5 protein-coding genes and 1 pseudogene are annotated in these 24,236 nt (G+C 73.1%); 4 read left to right on the top strand and 2 right to left on the bottom strand.

Annotation, left to right across the window (positions count from 1 at the left end):
* The first annotated feature begins 1 nt into the window (after nucleotide 1).
* Genes BG452_RS46585 through BG452_RS39535 form a run of 3 tightly spaced genes read left to right on the top strand, consistent with a single transcriptional unit; the run spans nucleotide 2 to nucleotide 20,846 of the window.
* Complete coding sequence (locus BG452_RS46585; protein ID WP_223243410.1) at nucleotides 2–17,434, top strand: type I polyketide synthase; 17,433 nt, start codon at nucleotides 2–4, stop codon at nucleotides 17,432–17,434.
* The gene (locus tag BG452_RS47925; protein ID WP_188309184.1) at nucleotides 17,431–19,683 is read left to right on the top strand and encodes a cytochrome P450; all 2,253 of its coding nucleotides are present in this window, start codon (nucleotides 17,431–17,433) and stop codon (nucleotides 19,681–19,683) included. The genes BG452_RS46585 and BG452_RS47925 overlap by 4 nt, the downstream gene beginning before the upstream one ends.
* On the top strand, nucleotides 19,683–20,846 hold the full coding sequence (locus BG452_RS39535) for a macrolide family glycosyltransferase (protein WP_223243409.1): 1,164 nt from the start codon (nucleotides 19,683–19,685) through the stop codon (nucleotides 20,844–20,846). The genes BG452_RS47925 and BG452_RS39535 overlap by 1 nt, the downstream gene beginning before the upstream one ends.
* A 301-nt stretch (nucleotides 20,847–21,147) precedes the next feature.
* Here the strand turns inward: BG452_RS39535 and BG452_RS39530 are convergent, their stop codons facing one another.
* Nucleotides 21,148–22,884, bottom strand: coding sequence for an amidase (locus BG452_RS39530; protein WP_188309182.1), 1,737 nt, complete (start codon nucleotides 22,882–22,884; stop codon nucleotides 21,148–21,150).
* A gap of 224 nt (nucleotides 22,885–23,108) precedes the next feature.
* Here BG452_RS39530 and BG452_RS39525 point away from each other — a divergent pair, with 224 nt between their 5' ends.
* Nucleotides 23,109–23,666: a TetR/AcrR family transcriptional regulator gene (locus tag BG452_RS39525; protein WP_223243408.1), complete on the top strand. Its 558-nt coding sequence runs from the start codon at nucleotides 23,109–23,111 to the stop codon at nucleotides 23,664–23,666.
* 38 nt (nucleotides 23,667–23,704) lie between these two features.
* Here the strand turns inward: BG452_RS39525 and BG452_RS39520 are convergent.
* Nucleotides 23,705–24,236 (bottom strand): annotated as a pseudogene (locus BG452_RS39520) (saccharopine dehydrogenase); the annotation flags it as partial.

Here is a 24,236-nt window from a genome sequence, read left to right as displayed (position 1 = left end):
GATGTCTGACGAAGAGAAGCTCCGCACTTACCTCAAGCGCGCCACGGCCGACCTGGGAGTGCTCAGTAGGCGCCTCGCCGACATGGAGGAGGCCGCGCGCGAGCCGATCGCGATCATCGGCATGGGCTGCCGCTACCCGGGCGGAGTGGAGTCCCCGGACGGCCTGTGGCGGCTCGTCTCGGACGGTGCCGACGCGATCACCGAATTCCCGCCGGACCGTGGATGGGACGTCGTCTACGACCCTGACCCGGACCGGCCGGGCACGACCTACAGCAGATCGGGCGGCTTCCTCGCCGACGGCGCCGGCTTCGACGCCGGGTTCTTCGGTATCTCGCCGCGCGAGGCACTGGCGATGGACCCGCAGCAGCGGGTGCTGCTGGAAACCGCCTGGGAGACCTTCGAGTACGCCGGCATCGACCCGACCACACTCGGCGGCAGCCGCACAGCCGTGTTCACCGGCCTGTGGTCTTCCGGCTACGGCAACCAGCCGCCGCCGGACCTCGAAGGTTTCCTCGCCACCGGAACAGCCACCAGCGCCACGTCCGGGCGGGTGTCGTATCTGCTGGGGCTGGAGGGTCCGGCGGTGTCGGTGGACACGGCGTGTTCGTCGTCGCTGGTGGCGATCCATCTGGCGGCGCAGGCATTGCGGGCGGGGGAGTGCTCACTGGCCCTGGCCGGTGGTGTGACGGTGATGGCGACGCCGGCGGGGTTCGTCGAGTTCTCGCGGCAGCGGGGGCTTGCGGCCGATGGGCGGGTGAAGGCGTTCGCCGAGGCGGCCGACGGTACGGCCTGGGGTGAGGGCGCCGGCTTGGTGCTGCTGGAACGCCTGTCCGACGCCCGCCGTAACGGCCACCGGGTGCTGGCGGTCGTCCGGGGCTCGGCGGTGAACCAGGACGGCGCGTCGAACGGGCTTGCTGCGCCGAATGGTCCGTCCCAGGAACGCGTCATCCGGCAGGCGTTGGCGAATGCCGGACTGTCGACGGCGGACGTGGACGCGATGGAGGCCCACGGCACCGGGACCACCCTCGGCGATCCCATCGAGGCGCAGGCACTCCTGGCGACCTACGGTCAGGACCGGGTGGAGCCGTTGTGGCTGGGGTCGGTGAAGTCGAACATCGGGCACACCCAGGCGGCGGCGGGTGTGGCGGGTGTGATCAAGATGGTGATGGCGATGCGGCACGGGCAGTTGCCGCCGACCCTGCACGTCGACGCGCCGACCTCGCACGTCGACTGGTCGGCGGGCCATGTCTCGCTACTCACCGAGGCCCGGCCGTGGCCGGAGACGGGGCGTCCCCGCCGCGCCGGCGTGTCGGCGTTCGGCATCAGCGGCACCAACGCGCATGTGGTGATCGAGGCGGCTGCTGAAGAGTCGGTCGGGGTTTCGACGGGGTCCGCGGGCGGGGTGGTGCCGTGGGTGTTGTCGGGGAAGTCGGATGTGGCGTTGCGGGAGCAGGCACGTCGGCTGGGGGCGTTCCTGGCCGGGCATCCGGGAGTCGGCGCGGTTGCGGTGGGTCGGGCGTTGGCGGGGCGGTCGCGTTTCGATCACCGTGCGGTGCTGAGCGGTGTGGAGGCTCTGGAGGCACTGGCGGAGGGTCGGTCGGTGCCGGGTCTGGTCACGGGGACGGTCCGTCCGGTGGGTCGGTCGGTGTTCGTGTTTCCGGGGCAGGGTGCGCAGTGGGTGGGGATGGGTGGGGAGTTGTACGGGTCGGAGCCGGTGTTCCGGGGGGTGATCGATGCGTGTGATGCGGCGTTGGCGCCGTACACGGATTGGTCGTTGGTGGAGGTGCTGGTCGGTGGTGGTGCGCTGGAGCGGGTGGATGTGGTGCAGCCCGCTCTGTTCGCGGTGATGGTGGCGCTGGCGGAGTTGTGGCGTGCGCATGGTGTGGAGCCTGATGCGGTGGTCGGGCATTCGCAGGGGGAGATCGCGGCGGCGTATGTGGCGGGGGCGTTGTCGTTGGAGGACGCCGCCAAGGTGGTCGCCCTGCGTAGCAAGGCCCTGGTCGCCCTGGCGGGGCAGGGCGGGATGGTGTCGGTCGGCCTCGGGCATGAGCGGGCCGACGAGTTCGTGGCCCGCTGGGACGGCCGGCTGACGGTGGCGGTGGTCAACTCGGCGGACAGCGTGGTGGTATCGGGTGATCTGGACGCGTTGGACGAACTGCTGGCGGCCAGTGAGGCCGACGGCATCCGCGCCCGCCGTCTGCCGGTGGACTACGCCGCCCACTCCGTGCAGGTCGAGGCGATCCGCGAGCACCTGCTCGCCGACCTGGCCGACATCACACCCCGCTCGGCGGCGATTCCCTTCTACTCCACGGTCACCGGCGAGCCGCTCGACACCTCCGCCCTCGACGTCGGCTACTGGTACCGCAACCTCCGCGAACCCGTGCTGTTCGACCACACCACCCGTGCGCTGCTCGACCACGGCCACACCGTCTTCGTCGAGGTCAGCCCGCACCCGGTCCTGGTCTCCGCCGTCGAGGAGACCGGTCACCACCACGGCTCCGACCTTCTCGTCACCGGCACGCTCCGGCGCGACCAGGACGACTTCCTCACCTCGCTCGGCCGCGTGCACGTCCATGGTGTCCCGGTCGACTGGAGGTTCCCGGACGACACCGAGCCCGTCAGCCTGCCGACGTACGCCTTCCAGCGCCAGCCGTACTGGCTGCGGCCCGTCCCGACGGCGTCGGGCGACCACCCCCTGCTCAGCACGTTCGTGGAACTGCCCGACGGCGCGGTGCTCAGCGGACGGATCTCGCTCGCCACCCACCCGTGGCTGGCCGACCACGCCGTGCGGGGCTCCGTCCTCCTGCCCGGCACCGCGTTCGCGGAAATGGCGGCCTACACGGCCGGCCGGCTCGGCCACGCGGTCGAGGAGCTGGTGCTCGAAACGCCGCTCGTCCTCGACGACGCCCCGGTGCACCTCCAGGTCGTCGTGGGCCCCGAGGACGACGGCCGCACCCCGCTCACGGTGTACTCGCGTGACGGCGACGAGTGGGTGCGGCACGCCACCGGGACCCTGGGCGAGGAGCCGGTGCTGAGCGCCTGGGACTGGCCGTCGGCCGGTGAGCCCCTCGACGTCGACGGGCTCTACGACTCGCTGTCCGTGCTCGGCTACGAGTACGGGCCGGCGTTCCAGGGCGTCACGGCGGCCTGGCGGGTCGGCGAGACCGTCTACGCCGAGGTGGAGCTTCCCGCCGAGGAACCGTTTGCCCTGCACCCCGCGCTGCTCGACGCCGCACTGCACCCCATGGCGTTCCTCACCGACCGCACCGGCCTGCCGTTCGCGTTCACCGGAGTGGCGATCCGGCCCGCGGGCAGCCGGACGCTGCGGGTGCGCCTGTCCGCCACCGGGCCGGACACGTACACCGTGGCCGTGGCCGATCCGGAGGGCACCCCGGTCGCGGTCATCACGTCGCTGACCGTCCGGGACGCCACCGCCGTCCCGGACAGCCTGTACGCACTCGACTGGCTGCCCTTCGAACGGCCGGCCCTCGAACCGGCATCGACGGGCGGCGACCTCGCGGACCTGGTCGTCTACGAGGTGCCCGGGCCGCCCGGAGCGGACACCGTCGAGGCGGACCCCGTCGAGGCGGCGTACGAGAGCGCGCAGAGCGTACTCGCCGTGATCCGGGACCACTTGGCGGGCGAGCGGACGCGGCTGGCGGTCGTCACCCGCAACGCCGTCGCCGCCGCACCCGGTGACGTGGTCGGCCTCCACCACTCGATGGTCTGGGGCCTGGTCCGCGGCGCGCGGGCCGAGCACCCCGACCGGTTCGTCCTGGTCGACGCCGACCCGACCTGGGACCCCGCGCTGATCGCCGGCACGGACGAGCCGGAACTGGCGGTACGCCAAGGGGCGTTGCGCGTCCCCCGCCTCGTCCGCGTCGGCGCGAGCCTCACCCCGCCGGACGGGGCCTGGCGGCTGGAGGACACGGGCACCGGCAGCATCGACGACCTGGCGCTGGTGCCCCGCCCGGAGCTCATGGATCCGCTGGGGCCCGGGCAGGTCCGGATCGCCATGCGGGCGGCCGGACTCAACTTCCGGGACGTGCTGATCGCCCTCGGGGTCTACCCCGGCGAGGCCCTGATGGGTGGCGAAGGCGCGGGCGTCGTCCTCGAAACCGGTCCGGACAGCCGGTTCCGGCCCGGCGACCGCGTCATGGGCCTGGTCCCCGGAGCCTTCGGCCCGGTCACCGTCGCCGACCAGCGGCTGCTGGTCCGGATGCCCGACGACTGGTCGTTCGCCAGGGCCGCGTCCGTGCCCGTGGCGTTCCTGACCGCGTGGTACGGCCTGCGCGACCTGGGCGGGCTGAAGGCCGGTGACCGGGTCCTGATCCACGCCGGCACCGGCGGCGTCGGCATGGCGGCGATCCAACTGGCCCGGCGGCTCGGGGCGGAGGTGTTCGCCACTGCCGGCCCGGCCAAGTGGCACACCCTGCGCGCCCTGGGACTGGACGAGGACCACACCGCCTCGTCGCGCACCCTGGAGTTCGAGCAGAAGTTCCCGCCCATGGACGTGGTTCTGGACTCGCTGTCCGGCGAGTTCGTCGATGCCTCCCTGCGGCTGCTCGGGCCCGGCGGCCGGTTCGTGGAGATGGGCAAGACCGACATCCGCGACGCGGCCGACCATCCCGACATCGTCTACCGGGCGTTCGACATCGCCGACGCGGGGCCGGAACGGCTCGGCGAGATCCTGGACGCCGTCGTACGGGCCTTCACGGACGGCGAGTTCGCACCGCTGCCGTTGGAGGTACGCGAGGTCCGGGACGCGGTCGACGTGTTCCGGTTCATGAGCCGGGCCGCTCACATCGGGAAGATCGTCCTCACTGTTCCCGCGGATTTCGATGCGGCCGGTACGGTGCTGATCACCGGTGGTACGGGGACGCTGGGGGGCCTTGTGGCCCGGCATCTGGTGGCCGAGCGGGGTGTGCGGCACCTGTTGCTGGTCAGCCGCAGTGGTGGCGGGGCGGCGTTGTGCGAGGAGCTGGCCGGGCTGGGCGCGGAGGTGACCGTGGCCGCCTGTGACGTGGCCGACCGGGACGCGCTGGCGGCCGTACTGGACTCGATCCCGGCCGCGCACCCGCTGACCGCGGTCATCCACGCCGCCGGCGTGCTCGACGACGCCGTGGTCGAGTCCCTGACCCCCGAACGCCTCCGGCAGGTCGCCGACCCCAAGGCACGGGCGGCGTGGAACCTGCACGAACTCACCCGGGGGCGCGACCTGACGGCGTTCGTCCTCTTCTCCTCGGCGGCCGGGACGCTCGGCAGCCCCGGCCAGGCCAACTACGCCGCGGCCAACACCTTCCTCGACGCCCTCGCCGTGCACCGGCGCGCCCTCGGACTGCCGGCGACCTCGCTGGCCTGGGGCTACTGGGCCGAGGCGAGCGGCATGACCGGGCACCTGACCGGTGCCGACCAGGACCGGCTGATGCGAGCCGGGGTCGTGCCGCTGGCCACCGACCACGCCCTGTCGCTGTTCGACGCGGCCCTGGCCACGGACCGGGCCGCGCTGGTGCCGGTACGCCTCGACCTGTCCGTGATGGCGGGCGCCCCGGCGGCCCCGGCAGCCCTCAAGGGCCTCGTCTCCCGCAAGGCGGCCCGGCGCCCGGCGCGGCACGGCGCGATGGCCGACCGCCTGCGGTCACTGCCGGAGGCCGAACGGCTGCGAGCCGCACTCGACCTGGTCACCGCCCACACTGCCGCCGTGCTCGGTCACCGCGAACCGGGGGCCGCATGGGACCGGCAGCCGTTCAAGGACCTCGGCTTCGATTCCCTGACCTCCGTCGAACTGCGTAACCGGCTCAACACCGCCACCGGCCTGCGCCTGCCCGCCACTGTCACCTTCGACCACCCCACCCCGCGGCAACTCGCCGAGCACCTGCTGAGCGAGATCCTCGGCCGGGGTGTGGTGTCGGTGGTGCCGGTGGGTGGGGTGGGTGTGGGGGTTGATCCGGTGGTGATCGTGGGCATGGGGTGCCGGTTGCCGGGTGGGGTGGGGTCTCCGGAGGAGTTGTGGGGTCTGGTGTCGGGTGGGGTGGATGCGATCGGGGGGTTTCCGGGTGATCGGGGGTGGGACGTTGAGGGGTTGTTCCATCCGGATGCGGATCATCCGGGGACGTCGTATACGCGGTCGGGTGGTTTTCTCGTGGACGCGGCGGGGTTCGATGCGGATTTCTTCGGGATCTCGCCGCGTGAGGCGTTGGCGATGGATCCGCAGCAGCGGGTGTTGCTGGAGACCGCGTGGGAGACCTTCGAGCACGCGGGGATCGATCCGACGTCGCTGCGGGGTAGCCAGACGGGCGTCTTCACCGGTATCTGGTCCTCCGGCTACGGCGACCAGGCGCCCGCCGGCACCGAGGGCTATCTCGGTACGGGCGCCGCGACCAGCGTGACCTCCGGCCGGATCGCCTACCTGCTGGGGCTGGAGGGTGCGGCGGTCTCGCTGGACACCGCCTGCTCGTCCTCGCTGGTGGCGATCCACCTGGCCGCGCAGGCACTGCGCTCGGGGGAGTGCACACTCGCCCTGGCCGGCGGGGTGACGGTGATGGCGACCCCGCTGGGGTTCACGGAGTTCTCGCGCCAGCGCGGCCTGGCTCCCGACGGCAGGGTGAAGGCGTTCGCCGAGGCGGCCGACGGCACGGCCTGGGGTGAGGGCGCGGGGTTGGTGCTGCTGGAGCGGTTGTCGGATGCCCGCCGTAACGGTCACCGGGTGCTGGCGGTGGTGCGGGGCTCGGCGGTGAACCAGGACGGCACCTCCAACGGCCTCGGGGCGCCGAATGGTCCGTCGCAGGAGCGGGTGATCCGGCAGGCGTTGGCGAATGCCGGGTTGGAGGCGTCCGAGGTGGACGCGGTGGAGGCGCATGGCACCGGGACCACGCTCGGTGACCCCATCGAGGCACAGGCGCTGTTGGCGACGTACGGCCGGGACCGGGTGGAGCCGTTGTGGCTGGGGTCGGTGAAGTCGAACATCGGCCACACCCAGGCGGCGGCCGGTGTGGCGGGTGTGATCAAGATGGTGATGGCGATGCGGCACGGGCAGTTGCCGCCGACGCTGCATGTCGACGCGCCGACCTCGCACGTCGACTGGGACTCCGGGAACGTCCGGTTGCTCACCGAGGCCCGGCCCTGGCCCGACAGCGGCCACCTGCGTCGTGCGGGCATCTCGGCGTTCGGCATCAGCGGTACCAACGCCCATGTGGTGATCGAGGCGGCTGCTGAAGAGTCGGTCGGGGTTTCGACGGGGTCCGCGGGCGGGCTGGTGCCGTGGGTGTTGTCGGGGAAGTCGGATGTGGCGTTGCGGGAGCAGGCGCGCCGGCTGGTCGCCTTCACCGCCGTACATCCCGAGGTGAGTCCGGCGGCGGTCGGGGGTGCTCTGGCCGCCCGCACCGTGTTCGAGCACCGGGCGGTGCTGAGCGGTGCGGAGGCGTTGGAGGCACTGGCGGAGGGCCGGTCGGCGCCGGGTCTGGTCACCGGGAACGCCCGTCCGCTGGGTCGTTCGGTGTTCGTGTTTCCGGGGCAGGGTGCTCAATGGGTCGGTATGGGCGGGGAGTTGTACGGCTCGGAGCCGGTGTTCCGGGAGGCGATCGACGCGTGTGCTGCGGCGTTGGCGCCGTACACGGACTGGTCGTTGGTGGAGGTGCTGGTCGGTGGTGGTGCGCTGGAGCGGGTGGATGTGGTGCAGCCCGCTCTGTTCGCGGTGATGGTGGCGCTGGCGGAGTTGTGGCGTGCGCATGGTGTGGAGCCTGATGCGGTGGTCGGGCATTCGCAGGGGGAGATCGCGGCGGCGTATGTGGCGGGGGCGTTGTCGTTGGAGGACGCCGCCAAGGCGGTCGCCCTGCGCAGCAAGGCCCTGGTCGCGCTGGCGGACCAGGGTGGGATGGTGTCGGTCGGCCTCGGGCATGAGCCGGCGGCCGAGTTCGTGGCCCGCTGGGACGGTCGGCTGACGGTGGCGGTGGTCAACGCCCCCGGTTCGGTCGTCGTGTCGGGTGATCTGGACGCACTGGACGAACTGCTGACGGCCTGTGAGGCCGAGGGCATCCGCGCCCGCCGTCTGCCCGTCGACTACGCGGCCCACTCCGCGCAGGTCGAGGCGATCCGCGAGCAGCTGCTCACCGACCTGGCCGGCATCACGCCGCACCCGGCGGTGATCCCGTTCTACTCCACGGTCACCGGCGAGCCGGTCGACACCTCCGCCCTCGACGCCGGCTACTGGTACCGCAACCTCCGCGAACCCGTGCTGTTCGACCAGACCACCCGGCTGCTGCTCGCCTCGGGTGGCCGCCCCGTCTTCGTCGAGATCAGCCCGCACCCGGTGCTCACGCCCGCGCTGGAGGAGCACGAGGCGGGTGTGGTGACCGGGACACTGCGCCGCGACCACGGCACCCCGGCCGAGTTCCTGGCCGCCGCGGCGCGGCTGTTCGTCGCGGGTGTGCCGGTGCGGTGGCCGTTCCCTGAACGGGAGCCGGTGGCGCTGCCCACCTATCCCTTCCAGCGGACGCGGTTCTGGCTCGCCGGAGGCGCGGGAGACGTGTCCGCGGCCGGGCTCGACTCGGTGGACCACCCGCTGCTCGGCGCCGCTGTCGAGGTGGGCGAGCAGCGGGTCCTGACGGGTCGGCTCTCCCTGGCCACCCACCCCTGGCTCGCGGACCACTCCGTACTGGGGAGGGTGCTGCTGCCCGCGACGGCGTTCGTGGAACTGGCGGTGCACGCGGCCGGGGCGGCAGTGGAGGAACTGGTCCTGGAGGCGCCGCTGGTATTGCCCGCGGACGGCGCGGTGGACGTGCAGGTCGTCGTGGGCGAGCCGGACGAGACCGGCCGCCGCACGGTCGACGTCCGGTCCCGTACGGACGGTTGGGTGCGGCACGCCACCGGCACAGTGAGCGGCCGGCCTGTGGTCGGCCGGCCTGTGGTCGGGCGGCCCGTGGTCGGGCAGGAGCTGACGCAATGGCCGCCGACCGGCGCGGAACCTGTCACCGGGCTCTATGACACGCTCGCCGCGGCGGGCTACGAGTACGGGCCGGCCTTCCAGGCCGTGCAGGCGGTGTGGCGGCGCGGCAATGAGGTGTTCGCGGAGGTCACCGTGCCGGACGCGGCCCGGTTCTCCGTCCATCCGGCCCTGCTGGACGCCGCTCTGCAACCGCTGGCGCTGCTGTCCGGCACGGAAGGCGACGTACGGCTGCCGTTCTCGCTGGGCGGGATCGCGGTCCACCGCACCGGCGTGACCTCCGCGCGCGTGCGGCTGACGGTGGTGCGCCCCGGCACGTACGCCGTCCACCTGGCGGACCGGTCCGGCGAGCCCGTGGCGACCATCGAGGCGCTGACCACCCGTCCGATGGCTGAACGCGGCCCGCTGTACGCCCTCGACTGGATTCCGCTGATTCCCGGGCTGACCCCCGGCGAAGGCGCGCTCGGCGACGCCGTGGTCTCGCCCGGCTCGGTCGCCGAGGCGCTGACGGCCGTCCAGGACTTCCTGGCCGGGCCCGGCGAACGGCTCGTGGTGCGCACGCGGGGCGCGGTCGCCGTCGTTCCCGGTGACGGGGTGAGCGACCCGGAAGCCTCGGCCGTGTGGGGCCTGGTCCGGTCCGCGCAGTCCGAGCACCCCGGCCGATTCGTGCTCGTGGACGCCGACGAGCTGCCCGACGGCCTGTCGGTCGGCGACGAGGACCAGGTGGCGGTGCGCCGGGGAGCCGTCTACGTGCCCCGGCTGGTGCGCTCCGCACCGGAGGCGTTCGACGGACGGCTGACGCAGGTGGGCACGGGCAGCCTGGACGACCTCGTCTTCCTGCCGTACGAGCAGGCCCCGCCCGGGCCCCGGGAGGTACGCGTCGCCGTGCGGGCGGCCGGCCTGAACTTCCGGGACGTGCTGATCGCCCTCGGCGTCTACCCGGACCCGGCGCTGCTCGGCAGCGAGGGCGCGGGCGTCGTCACCGAGGTCGGCGCCGAGGTCACCGGGCTGCAGCCGGGTGACCGGGTCGCCGGGCTGCTGCCCGGCGCGTTCGGCCGGGTGGCCGTCGCCGACCACAGGGTGCTGGTGCGCATCCCCGACGAGTGGACGTTCACCCAGGCCGCCACTGTGCCGATCGCGTTCCTGACGGCGTGGTACGGCCTGCGCGACCTGGGCGGGCTGAAGGCCGGTGACCGGGTGCTGATCCACGCCGGCACCGGCGGCGTCGGCATGGCGGCGGTCCAGCTCGCACGGCTTTGGGGCGCGGACGTCCACGCGACCGCCAGCCCGGGCAAGTGGGACGCGCTGCGCGCCCTGGGGCTGGACGAGGACCACATCGCCTCGTCCCGGACCCTGGAGTTCGCCGACCGGTTCGGACCCTTCGACGTGGTGCTGAACTCGCTGTCCGGTGAATTCCTGGACGCCTCCCTGCGGCTGCTCGCGCCCGGCGGGCGGTTCGTGGAGATGGGCAAGGCCGACATCCGGCCCGGCGTGTCGGCCTTCGACCTGGCCGACGCGGGACCGGAGCGGCTGGGGGAGATCCTGGCCGAGGCCGTCCGACTGCTCAGCGCAGGCGAGCTGCGTCTGCCACCACTCACCACCTGGGACGTCCGCCGCGCGCGGGACGCCTTCCGGTTCATGAGCCGGGCCGCTCACGTCGGGAAGATCGTCCTCACTGTTCCCGCGGATTTCGATGCGGCCGGTACGGTGCTGATCACCGGTGGTACGGGGACGCTGGGGGGCCTTGTGGCCCGGCATCTGGTGGCCGAGCGGGGTGTGCGGCACCTGTTGCTGGTCAGCCGCGGTGGTGGCGGGGCGGCGTTGCGCGAGGAGCTGGCCGGGCTGGGCGCGGAGGTGACCGTGGCCGCCTGTGACGTGGCCGACCGGGACGCGCTGGCGGCTGTACTGGACTCGATCCCGGCCGCGCACCCGCTGACCGCGGTCGTCCACGCCGCCGGCGTGCTCGACGACGCCGTGGTCGAGTCCCTGACCCCCGAACGCCTCGCCGCGGTCTGGGAGCCCAAGGCGCGGGCGGCCTGGCACCTGCACGAACTCACCCGGGGGCAGGACCTGACGGCGTTCGTCCTCTTCTCCTCGGCGGCCGGGACGCTCGGCAGCCCCGGCCAGGCCAACTACGCCGCGGCGAACGCCTACCTCGACGGCCTGGCCGCGTACCGGCGCGCCCAGGGCCTGCCGGGAGTGTCGTTGGCCTGGGGCTACTGGGCCGAGGCCAGCGGGCTGACCGGGCAGATGTCCGAGGCCGACGGTGAACGCCTCGCCCGCGCGGGGCTGCTGCCGATGGCGACCGACCACGGACTCGGGCTGTTCGACGGGGGCCTGGACACCGCGGAACCGGTGGTGGTCGCGGCCGGCCTCAAGGTGTCCGCCCTGGGCGACCGGCCGGTGCTGCGCGCGCTGGCACGCGCCCGCAAACCGGTGCGGACCACCGGACTGGCGGGCGAGCTGGGATCGCTCCCCGAGGCCCTGCAACGCGAGATCCTGCTCGACCTGGTCAGCACCCACGCCTCGGCCGTGCTGGGCCGCAGCGACGAGATCGCCGGCGACCTGGCCTTCAAGGACCTGGGCTTCGACTCGCTCACCGGCGTGGAGCTGCGCAACCGGCTGTCCACGGCGGTCGGGACCCGGCTGTCGGCGACGATGGTCTTCGACCACCCGACCCCGGCCCGGCTGGCCGAATACCTGCGTGAGGTGGTCCTCGGCAAGGAGCGCCGGACGGTCGCGCCCGTGCCGGTCGGGGTGCCGGTGTCGGGTGATCCGGTGGTGGTGGTGGGGTTGGGGGCCCGGTATCCGGGTGGGGTGGGCTCGGCGCAGGAGTTGTGGGATCTGGTGGCGGCTGGGGCGGATGCGGTGGGGGGGTTCCCGTCGGACCGTGGGTGGGATGTGGGTCGTCTCTACGATCCGGCCGGCGGTCCGGGGACGTCGTATACGCGGTCGGGTGGTTTTCTGGGGGATGCGGGTGGCTTCGACGCGGCGTTCTTCGGGATCTCGCCGCGTGAGGCGTTGGCGATGGATCCGCAGCAGCGGGTGTTGCTGGAGACGGTGTGGGAGACGTTCGAGCACGCGGGGATCGATCCGACGTCGTTGCGGGGCAGTCAGACGGGCGTCTTCACCGGCATCTGGGCATCCGGCTACGCGGGCGGAGTGGACCAGATCTCGCGTGACGCGGACGGCTACGTGGCCACCGGCACGGCGACGAGTGTGACCTCGGGGCGGGTGTCGTATCTGCTGGGGCTCGAGGGTCCGGCGGTGTCGGTGGACACGGCGTGCTCGTCGTCGCTGGTGGCGATCCACCTGGCGGCGCAGGCACTGCGCTCGGGGGAGTGCACACTCGCCCTGGCCGGCGGGGTGACGGTCATGGCGACACCCGCCGCCTTCATCGACTTCTCCCGCCAGCGGGGGCTTGCGGCCGATGGGCGGGTGAAGGCGTTCGCCGAGGCGGCTGACGGTACGGCGTGGGGTGAGGGCGCCGGCTTGGTGCTGCTGGAACGCCTGTCCGACGCCCGCCGTAACGGCCACCGGGTGCTGGCGGTGGTCGCGGGAAGTGCGGTCAACCAGGACGGCGCGTCCAATGGTCTGACCGCGCCGAATGGTCCGTCGCAGGAGCGGGTGATCCGTCAGGCGTTGGCGAATGCCGGCTTGGAGGCGTCCGAGGTGGACGCGGTGGAGGCGCATGGCACCGGGACGACGCTCGGTGACCCGATCGAGGCGCAGGCGCTGTTGGCGGCGTACGGCGGGGACCGGGTGGAGCCGTTGTGGCTGGGGTCGGTGAAGTCGAACATCGGCCACACCCAGGCGGCGGCGGGTGTGGCGGGTGTGATCAAGATGGTGATGGCGATGCGGCACGGGCAGTTGCCGCCGACGCTGCACGTCGACGCGCCGACCTCGCACGTCGACTGGGAGTCCGGGAGCGTCCGGTTGCTCACCGAGGCCCGGCCCTGGCCCGACAACGGCCACCTGCGTCGTGCGGGCGTCTCGGCGTTCGGCATCAGCGGCACCAACGCGCACGTGATCCTGGAGGCACCGGCCGTGGATCCGGCCGAGGAGAGGTCGCCCGAGTCCCCTGCCACTCCCACGCCGGCGGCCGTCGTGCCGGTGCCGTGGCTGCTGTCGGCGAAGTCGGACGCGGCCCTGCGTGACCAGGCCCGCAGGCTGCGCGGGTTCCTCGCCGAACACCCCGAGGTGACACCGGCCGAGGTGGCCGCGGACCTGGCCGCGCGGGCCCGGTTTCCGCACCGTGCCGTGCTGACGGACCCGGCCGGCCTGGACGCGCTGATCGACGGAGAGCCCGGACTTGTCACGGGCACTGCCTCCCCGGGCGGGTCGGCGTTCGTGTTCTCCGGTCAGGGTGGTCAGTGGGTGGGGATGGGGCGGGGTTTGTACGGGGTGTTCCCGGTGTTCGCGCGGGTGTTGGACGAGGTGTGTGGGTTGTTGGGGTTGCCGGTGGGGGTGTTGTTCGAGGACGGGGAGGGGGTGTTGGGGGAGACGTCGTTCACGCAGCGGGGGGTGTTCGCGTTGGAGGTGGCGTTGTTCCGGTTGGTGGAGTCGTTGGGTGTGCGGCCGGACTTCGTGGTGGGGCATTCGGTGGGTGAGGTGGCGGCGGCTCATGTGGCGGGGGTTCTGGGTCTGGAGGACGCGTGTGTGTTGGTGGGGGCGCGGGGCCGGTTGATGCAGGGGTTGGCGGGTGGTGGGGCGATGGTGTCGGTTCGGGCGTCGGTGGAGGAGGTGGTGGGGTCGCTGGTGCCGGGTGCTGAGGTGGCGGCGGTCAACGGGGTGGATGCGGTGGTGGTGTCGGGGGACGAGGCGGCGGTGGTGGCGGTGGGTGAGGTGTGGCGTGGCCGTGGGCGTCGGGTGGGGCGGTTGGAGGTGAGTCACGCGTTTCATTCGGCGCGGATGGATCCGGTGTTGGGGGAGTTGGGCCGGGTGGCGGCGGGTTTGTCGTTCGGTGAGCCGGTGATTCCGGTGGTGTCCACGGTGGCGGGGCGTCCGGTGGATATGGGGGAGCCGGGGTACTGGGTGCGGCAGGTGCGGGAGCCGGTGCGGTTCGCTGATGCCCTGGAGTGGCTGGCGGGTCGGGGTGTGACGGGGTTCGTGGAGGTGGGTCCGCATCCGTTGCTGGTGGGGAACGGGTTGATGCGGCGTGGTGGTGATTCTGTGGAGCGGTTGTTCGCGGGGTTGGGGCGGTTGTGGGCGGATGGTGCCGTGGACTGGACGCCCCCCGTGGTGGCTGCGGCGGCGGGGGCGTCGGGTGGACGGGTGCCTTCGTATGCGTTCCAGCACCAGCACTACTGGCTCCAGCCCACCACCCCGTCGGAGGGCCCCGACACGCCCGACCACCCGCTGCTGCGGTCCCTGGTGAAGCTCCCCGACGGGCAGGGCGTGGTGCTGACCGGGAAGCTCTCCGCGTCCGTCCACCCGTGGCTGGCCGAGCACACCGTGCTCGGTTCGACGCTGCTGCCCGCGATGGCGTTCGTGGACATGGTCGTCCACGCCGGCGAGCACACGGCCAGCCCCGTACTGTCCGAGCTGGTCCTGGAGGCGCCGCTCGTGCTGTCCGAGCACGACGGTGTGCACGTGCAGGTCACCGTCGGCGCGCCCGACGACACCGGACGCCGGCCCGTCACCGTCCACTCCCGCACCTCCGCCGAGCCCGACGAGTGGACCCGCCACGCGACCGGCGTGCTCAGTCCGCCCACGGACCGGGCGACACGGGCGGACCGGACGGCCGTGCCCGGGGCGGACGACAGCGGGGCCGCGCCGCTCGACATCGGCTCGCTCTACGACCGGCTCGCCGAAGCCGGCTACGACTACGGGCCGACCTTCCAGGGGCTCACCGGCATCCGGCGACACGGCGAGGACCTGCACGCCGAGGTGAGCTTCCCGGCGGACCCCGCGCAGCTCACCGGCTACCGCGTCCACCCCGCGCTCCTGGACGCCGCCATACAGCCGCTGACCCTGCTCGCCGGCCTCGCGGCCGAGGACGGCGGCGCCGGCGGCAGCCCGGCGCGGCTGCCCTTCTCGTTCTCCGGCGTGTCGGTCACCGGGTCGGCCGCGACGGTCCGCGTGGTGCTGCACCCGATCGGGCCGGACACCTGCGCGGTGCGGATCACCGACACCGCCGGGATGCCGGTCGTGAGCATCGACGAGATCGTCCTGCGGCCCGTCGAAGCGGCGGGTCACGGGGCCGGGCGCCGGTCGAACACGCTGTTCGCCGTTGACTGGACCCCGATGGCGGCACTAGACGGTCCGGGCACCGAGACGGTCCTCCACGAGGTCGTCGGCGAGGGCGAACCGGTCGCGGCCGCCCACGCGGTGACCCGGGAACTGCTCGGCAGGGTCCGGGAGTTCCTGGCCACCGATACGCCGGTCCGGCTCGTCGTCCTCACCGGCGACGACCTGGCCTCGGCCGCCGCCCGCGGCTTCCTGCGCAGCGCGCACAGCGAGAACCCCGGGCGGATCCTGAGCGTCCGGCACGACGGCACGGCCGCCTCACGACGGGCGATCCCCGCCGCGGTGCGCGCCGCCGTGAGCGACGGCGAGCCCGAGATCCGGTTGCGCGACGGAATCGCCCTCGTGCCGAGGCTGGTGAGGGCCGCCCCGACCGGGCCGACCGGGCCGACCGGGCCCCTGGACGGCGCGCCCCTGGACGGCACCGTGCTGATCACCGGCGGCACCGGCACCCTCGGCGTCCTGCTCGCCCGGCACCTGGTCGCGCGGCACGGTGCCCCGCACGTGGTGCTCGCCGGCCGTCGCGGCGTCGAGCCGCCCGGGCTCCGGCAGGAGCTGGGCGCCGCCCTCACCGTGGTCGCCTGCGACGCCGGTGACCGCGGGGCACTGAGGGATCTCGTCGCCTCGATCCCCGACCTGCGGGTCGTCGTGCACGCCGCCGGGGTCGTCGACGACGCCGTGGTGGGATCGATGACTCCGGAGCAGATCGACACGGTGCTGCGCTCGAAGGCCGATGCCGCGTGGCACCTCCACGAAGCCACCGAGCACCTCGACCTGCGGGCGTTCGTGCTGTTCTCCTCGGCGTCCGGGGTGTTCGGCGCCCCCGGGCAGGCCAACTACGCCGCCGCGAACGCGTTCCTCGACGAGCTCGCCGAGCACCGGCACGTGCGCGGTCTGCCGGTCACCTCCCTGGCCTGGGGCCAGTGGGCCGAGTCCAGCGGCATCACCGGGGGACTGAGCGAGGCCGACCACCGTCGGCTGGCGAGGACCGGGATGCTGCCGCTGGCCACCGAGCAGGCCCTCGACCTGTTCGACACCGCCCTGGCCGACGAACGCCCGGCGCTGGTGCCGGTGCGCCTCGACCTCGCGGCGATCGACACCCCGCCCGCGCTGCTGCGCGGACTCGCCCGGCCGCGGCGCGCGCCGGCCCCGGCAGCCGGCCCCGGCGACCTGCGGGCCAGGCTCGAAGCCCTGCCCGAGCCCGAACAGCGCGCCCTGCTGCTCGACCTGGTCGCCACGCGCAGCGCGAGCATCCTCGGGATGGCGCCCGGCGGGATCGACGACCCGCGTCAGCTGTTCCGCGACCACGGCGTCGACTCGCTGACCGCCATCGAGCTGCGCAATCAGCTCAACGCGGCCACCGGGCTCCAGCTCCCGGCGACCCTCGTCTTCGACTTCCCGACGCCCGAACAGCTCGTCAACCACCTCTACGGGCAGCTGTGCTCGCCGGAGAACCGGGTCGCCGGGCCGATGGAGCGCCTGCTGCGCAAGGCCCTCGACGTCGGCCGCGCGCAGGACGGCCTCGACCTGCTGGCCACGGCGTCCCGGCTGAGCCCGGCCACCGACGCGCCCAAGGCCGAGGTGGTCGCCCTCGCGGCCGGCCTCCTCCAGCCGTCGCTGGTCTGCCTGCCGTCCGCGCTGGCGTCGAGCGGCATCGAGGAGTACGGGCGGTTCGCCGCGGCGCTGGAGGCCGCCCGCGACGTCACGGCGGTCACCCTGCCGGGCTTCGCCGGCGACCCGCTGCCCGCGGACGCCGACGTCCTGGTCCAGGCACTCGCCGACGCCGCGTCGGCCGTCGCCGCGCCGGTGCTGGTCGGCCGTTCGGTGGGCGCGTGGCTGGCGCTGGAGACCGCCAGGGAACTGGAACGGCGGGGGGCCCGGCCCAGCGCCGTGGTGCTCATCGACGGCTACCCCGACGACCTGCCGGGTGTGCTCACCGGCATGCTCGACGCCGGCCACCAGGTCCAGCCGGTCGACGACGACCGGCTGGTGGCCATGGGCCGATACCTCGATCTGGCCGGCGCCCCGGAGCCCGTCACCGCGCCGGTGCTGCTGGTGGGCACCGGGAAGCGCTCGTGGCCCCGGCTGTCCACCACCGCCCAGGAGGTGCTCACCGTCTCGGGCGACCACTTCACCGTACTGGAGGAGCACTCCGCGGCCACGGCGCTGGCCATCAGCACATGGCTCCTCGACTTCAGCGGATACGGCGCCGGATTGTCCGCGCTCAGGGGAAAGGACTATGCATGATCTGGGACAACGTCTACATCGGCGGAACGGGGCGGTATCTGCCGCCCCGCACGCCCGCGACACAGGCCGTGCCGGACACCGAGACCATGCGGCGGCTGCTCGCGCTGTCGGACTTCGTGTCGTTCACCCGCTCCGACGACGTCACCGAGCACGCGATGGCCGTGCACGCGGCGATCGGAGCCCTGCGCGAGTCCGGCCTCAGCGGCGCCGACATCTCCATGGCCGCCTACGCCCAGATGGACCACCAGGACCACATGGCGTCCTCCTGCCACCTGCAGCGCGTCCTCGGCCTCGGCCACGCCCTCGTCTACGAGGTCGAGGCGACCAGCAACGGCGGCTCGGCCGCGCTGCAGGCCGCTGCCGCGCACCTGGTGGCCGACCCGGCCGCGACCGCGACCCTGGTCACGGCTACCGCCCGGTTCCTGCCGCCGCGGTGGGAACGCTGGCAGCCCACCATCGGGGTCTTCCTGTCCGACGGTGCGGGCGCGGCCGTGCTCAACCGCGAGGGCGGCCGGGCGCGGCTGGTCGCGACCGCCAACAGCTCCGCGACCCAGATGGAGGTCCTCGCCACCCCGACGATCCCGGACCCCAAGGGCCACCGCAACCGTACGCCGATCGAGGTCACCGGCCTGGCCCCGTATCTGACGCTGATGAGCGGGGCGCTGGTCACCGCGGTCGAGCAGGCCGCCAAGGAGGCCGGCGTCAGCGTCGCCGACATCACCAGGTTCGTCGTCACCGGTCTGGGCCTGGCCCAACTGGAGGTCGTCGTGCTGGAGCCGCTCGGCATCGACCTGGGCCGCACCACCTGGCCGATGCTGCGCGAACTCGGCCACGTCGGGCCGTGCGACCAACTGCTCGGCGTGGACCACCTGTTGCACGACGAGACCCTCAGGCCCGGCGACACCATCATGTCGATCGGCCTCGGCATGGGCTCGCGGTTCACCGCTACCCTGCTGGAGGTCACCGAGCCGCCCAAGCCCCGTACGACCACCACCTTCACCGAGCCGGTGCGCGCGCAGGCCCCGCCCGCCGACGCGTATGTCATCGACCCCTCGGGCGGTGACATCTTCGGCGAGGCCGCTGCCTTGCGCGAGCGCGGCCCGGCCACGCCCGTCGAACTGCCCGGTGGCGTGTCGGCCTGGGCCGTCACCGGGCACGACCTGGCGAAGAAGCTGCTGCTCGACCCGAAGGTCTCCAAGGACGCGAACAAGCACTGGCCCATGTGGCGCGACGGCGACATCCCGCCGGACTGGCCGCTGATCATGTGGGTCGCGATGCAGAACATGTTCACCGCCTACGGGGCCGACCACACCAGGCTTCGCAGCCTGGTGGCCAAGGCGTTCACCCCGCGCCGGATCGAAGCGATGCGGCCGCGCGTCGAGGAGATCACGGCCGGCCTGATCGCCGACCTGGCCGCGGTGCCGCCGGGGCAGACGGTCGACCTGCGCGCACGGTTCGCGTTCCCGCTGCCGATCCAGGTCATCACCGGATTGTTCGGGGTGAGCGAGCAGACGGGCGCGGACCTGCGGCGGCTGGTGGACGCGGTGTTCAGCCTCGACGCGGACCCGGCGGGCGTGCAGGCCGCCTCCGGCGAGCTGTACATGCTGCTCAAGGAACTCGTGGCCGCCAAACGGCGCGACCCCGGCGACGACATGACCAGCGACCTGATCGCCGCACAGGAGGCGGACGGCACACGACTGTCCGAGCGGGAACTGCTGGACACCCTGCTGCTGACCATCTCCGCCGGCTTCGAGACGACGGTCAACCTGCTCGATCACGCCATCCACGCGCTGGCCACGCACCCGTCCCAGCTCGCCCTGGTGCGGTCCGGGACCAGCACGTGGGAGGACGTGGTGGACGAGACCCTGCGCTGGCAGGCGCCGGTGCCGAACCTGCCGCTGCGGTACGCCGTGGAGGACGTCTCCGTGGACGGCGTGCAGATCCGCAAGGGTGAGGCGATCCTGCTGTCCTACGGCGCGGCCGGCCGCGACCCGGCGCAGCACGGGGCCGACGCGGGGGAGTTCTCCGTCACCCGGCCGTCGCGGGCCGACCACCTCACCTTCGGGCACGGCGTGCACTACTGCCTCGGCAGCCCCCTGGCGAAGCTGGAGGCGACGACGGCGCTGTCCGCGCTGTTCTCCCGGTTCCCCCGGCTGCGGCTGGCCGTCCCGTCGTCCGAACTCGAGCCGCTGGGTTCCTTCTTCACCAACGGACACAAGACTCTTCCGGTCATCCTGGAGGAGAGTTGATGGCCCATTTCGCCTTCGTGAGCGCGCCCGCGTCCGGGCATGTGAACCCGACCCTGCCGCTGGTCGAAGAGCTGGTCCGGCGCGGTCACCGGGTCAGCTACGCCACGGGACCGGCCACCGCGGACGCCGCCTTCGCCGCCGGGGCGGCGCCGGTGACCCTGCCCTCGCAGCTGCCGCCCGACATGGCGGCGCGGGGCGGGTTCACGGCGGAACAGCTCGCCGTGACGATGGAGTACTACCTCGACGACGCGCGTGCCTCTTTCCCCGTCCTGGCCGGGCACTTCTCGGCCGACCCGCCGGACGCGGTGTGCTACGACTCGGTGACCTTCACCGGGAGGATGCTGGCGAACCTGCTCGAGGTGCCGGAGATCTCCCTGGTGCCGACCTTCGCGGAGAACGAGTCCTTCTCGGCGGCGCAGGTGTACTTACCAGCCGACTTCGACCACACCAACCCCCGGCTGGTGGCCGCGTTCCAGGACATGGGGAAGTTCGCGCAGGGCCACACCTTCCTCGAGGACCCGAACCTGATGTTCGGCTACGTGGCCCCGACGAGCCTGGTGTTCATCCCCCGCGAGTTCCAGATGTCGGGGGACACCTTCGACGAGCGCTTCCACTTCGTCGGGCCGTCGCTGAGCAGCCGGCAGACCGCTGAGGAGTGGAGCCCCCGGTCGCGGGCCCCGGTGCTGCTGATATCGCTGGGAACCGTCTTCAACGACCGGCCCGAGTTCTATCGGACCTGCGTCGAGGCGTTCGGGGACAGTGACTGGCAGGTCGTCATGGCGGTGGGCGGGCTGGACCAGGAGTCGCTGGGCCCGATCCCGGCGAACGTCGAAGTGCACGCGCACGTGCCGCAGGTGGCGGTGCTGCGACACACCGAGGTGTTCCTGAGCCACGGCGGGATGAACTCGGCGATGGAGTCCCTCTACCACGGGGTGCCCTTCGTGGCGGTGCCGCAGATCCCGGAACAGCGGGCGATCGCCCGGCGGGCGGAGGAACTGCAGGTCGGCAGGATGCTCGCCGAGCCGACCGTGCAGGGCCTGCGCGACGCCGTCCAGGACGTCGGGTCCTGCCGCCCCAGGGCGGCGGCCCTGAGCCGGATCCTGCGCGGGGCGGGCGGCGCGGCAAAGGGTGCGGACGTCCTGGAGAAGCTGCTGACGCGGTAGCGGCCGGACTCCACCGGGCAGTCCGCCCCCGCACCCGCCCGGTGGAGCCCTTCCCACGCACGGTCTGTGGAGGACGGGTAGAGGTACATGGGGACGGTGACCGTCTCCAGGCGGGCGGCCTGCTTGAGGTGTTTGACCAACTCGTCGAGTGTGGTGATCGGTTCAGTGGCGTTGACCCTGGTGGCCGGGTCGGTGCGAAAGGATCCGGAAGCAGGAGCGCGTCATCCGGGCGGCGCAGCGGGCGGTCCCGCTGCGGCGGCGCGGCACCGCCGCCGAGGGGCGGTGCCGCGCCGCCGTCGCCTCACTCCGCCGGCAGTCGCGGCGTGCGCGGCGGGACGGTCCGGCGGTCTCCGGTCGCCTCGAAGGCGGCGGCGAGGGTCAGCAGGGCGTTGTCGTCGTAGGCGCGGCCCGCGAAGGTCAGTCCGACGGGCATGCCGATGTCCGCCATGGTGCCCATGGGCACGGTCACCGTCGGGATGCCGAGGTGGCGGGGCACCAGGTTGCCGTTCGCGACCCAGACGCCGTTGCGCCAGCCGAGGTCGGCGGAGGCCTCGGAGACGTCCATGTCGGCGGGGCCGACGTCGGCGACGGTCGGGAACACCACGGCGTCCAGGCGCAGTTCGTCCATCCACTGCTCCAGGTCGACCCGGCGGGTCTCCTCCAGCCCGCGCAGTCCCTCCTCCAGGTGGGGCATGTCGGTGAAGGAGGCGTAGCGGCGCTCGCGCACGAAGCGCGGGTACTCGCCGATCGTGTCGTCGAAGCCGGCGTAGCGGTCCGGGAGTTCACCCTCCTGCTTGGGGAAGATGCGCTCGCCGTCGACCTCGGTCAGGGTGGCGAGTTCCGGGTCGCCGTTGGCGCGCAGGAAGTCGTCCCACGCCCAGGCGGAGAGGTCCTCGATCTCGACGGTGAGGAAGTCCCGGCCGACCAGGCCGCGGGTGAACAGCGACGGGGCGCCGGGGCGGTCGGACTCGTAGTTCGACACGACGGGGAAGTCGACCTCGACCACCTCGGCGCCGGCCGCCTCCAGGTCGCGGCGCGCGGCGTTCCACAGGTCGATCACCGAGGGGCGGGTGTCGATCCGCTGACCGGTCTGGCCGCCGATGCCGCCTTCGGGGTTCGTTCCGGCGTCCGGGTCGGCGTTGATGTACATCCTGGGGACGCCGACGCGCTTGCCGGCCAGCGCGGCGCGCGCCGCCGCCGGATCGGCGGGCCCGAGCGCCGGGTACGAGGCGGGGCGGACCTGCGACGACGCGGGCAGCGGCACCCACGGCTGGGCGCGCCACAGGTCGCCGCGGGTCTGCGGGTCGTCGGCCACGATGACGTCGAGCAGCTCGAACAGGTCGGCCATGGTGCGGGTGTGCGGGACGACGACGTCCATGGTCGGTACCAGCGGCCAGTTGCCGCGCACCGAGATCACGCCGCGGCTGGGCGTGTAGGCGCACAGCGCGTTGTTCGACGCGGGTGCCCGGCCCGACGACCAGGTCTCCTCGCCGAGGCCGAACGCGCCGAACGACGCGGCCGTCGCGGTGCCCGAGCCGTTGGACGAGCCGGAGCCGTAGGCGCTGGTGAGCCAGTCGGCGCTGTACGGGCTCTCCGCGCGGCCGTACACGCCGCGCTGCATGCCGCCGTTGGCCATCGGCGGCATGTTGGTCAGGCCGATGAGGACGGCCCCGCCCGCGCGCAGCCGCTCGATCGCGAAGGCGTCGCGCTGGGCGACGAGGTGCTCGAAGGCCGGCGAACCGGCCGCGGCGGTCAGCCCCTTGGCGAGGTAGCTGTCCTTCGCGGTGTACGGGATGCCGTCCAGCGGGCCGAGCGTCTCGCCGCGCGCCCGGCGGGCGTCGGAGGCCTCGGCTTCGGCGCGGGCGTGCGGGTTCATCACGACCATCGCGTTGAGCGCGGTGGCGGTGCCCGGCCGGTCGTACGCCTCGATCCGCGCGAGGTAGGCGTCGAGCAGCGCGACCGCGGTGGTCTCGCCCTTCTCCAGCGCCGCGCGCAGGTCGGCGATATTGGTCTCCACGACGTCGAATCCCCGCGTCATGCGGATGCCTCCTGGATGGTGGGTCGGGTAGGGCGAACCGGTGGGGCGTCCGGCCGGTCGAGCGGACGGACGCCTCAGTCGCATTGACTAGATTTTCAGTCTAGACTACCGATCTAGATCCCCAGAAGCGAGATGAGGCCATGTCGACGCCGGAGTCCCAGCCGCCCGCTCAGCCCCCGCGCCGCCCCGCTACGCCCAGCGGCGGCGGGGCACGGGAACGGGCGATGCGGGCCGCCATCAGCGCCATCGCCGAGAAGGGCGCCGCGACCGTGCGGATGTCGGACATCGCCGAGCGGGCCGGCATGAGCACCGGGCACATCCTGTACCACTTCGGCAAGAAGGACCGCCTGCTGCTCGAAGTCCTCGTGTGGAGCGAGGGGGACCTCGGGGCCCGGTTCCAGCAGGCCGCGGACGAGGCCGCCTCCCCCGCCGAGAAGCTGGACCTGTTCGTCCGCGCCTACCTGCCCCGCCACCCGGGCGACGAACGCTACGCCCTGTGGACGCAGGTGCTGGCGCAGCGCCACGACGACGCGGGCCGCACCGTCCTCACGGCGCTCTCCGACGCCTGGGAGGAACGCCTGGAAGCCGTCATCCGCGAGGGCCGGGCCCTGGGACAGTTCGCCGACGTGGACCTGCCCGAGTTCGTCATCAGGGCGGTGGCCATGCTCAACGGGCTCTCCGAGGACGTGATGTTCGGACGGCCGCGCTGGCAGCACACCTCCGCGCACACCTTCGCGCTGTCCGCCCTCGAACGCGAACTCAGGCCGACCGGCGGGGCGTGACGGCGTGCCGGTCGGCGGCTGCTACCGGCCGCTACCGGTCACGACCGGCCGGGGGCGGTCTTCGGCGGGGTGTCCAGCACCCGGAAGGAGAGGCCGGCGGCGATCAGCCGGTCGATCAGCGGCCGGCCCATCGCCACCGCCGTGGTCGACTGCCCCGCCACCGGCGGCAGGTCGTCGTACGCGAGGCAGAGCGCCGACTCGGCCAGCATCTTCGCGGTCTCCTGGTAGCCGGGATCACCCCCGGACACCTCGGTGAGCACCCTGCGCCCGTCATGGGCCCGCGCCGTGAACCGGACGGCGAACCAGGAGCGCGCCCGCTGCTCTTCGCTCGGCCCGTCGCCGGGCTTGCGCAGCCGGCCCAGGGCCCGGCGCAGCAGCGGCAGTTGGGCGGCGAGGGCGACCGCCGCCAGCACGGCGACGCCGCCGACGGCGATCGGCAGCCGTCGCACCGCCGCATAGTGGGCGTAGCCGAAGTCGGGGCCGTACTCGGCGAGGGCGGCGGCCGAGCGGGAGACCACCTGGGGGTCGATGGTGGGCATCGGTACCGCCCAGGCCCGGGCCGCCCGCGAC

It is taken from the genome of Streptomyces sp. CBMA123, assembly GCF_014596465.1.
Taxonomy (GTDB): Bacteria; Actinomycetota; Actinomycetes; order Streptomycetales; family Streptomycetaceae; genus Kitasatospora.
The sequence above is the reverse complement of the archived record's forward strand: the minus strand, read 5'-3'. Positions and strand labels throughout refer to the sequence as shown.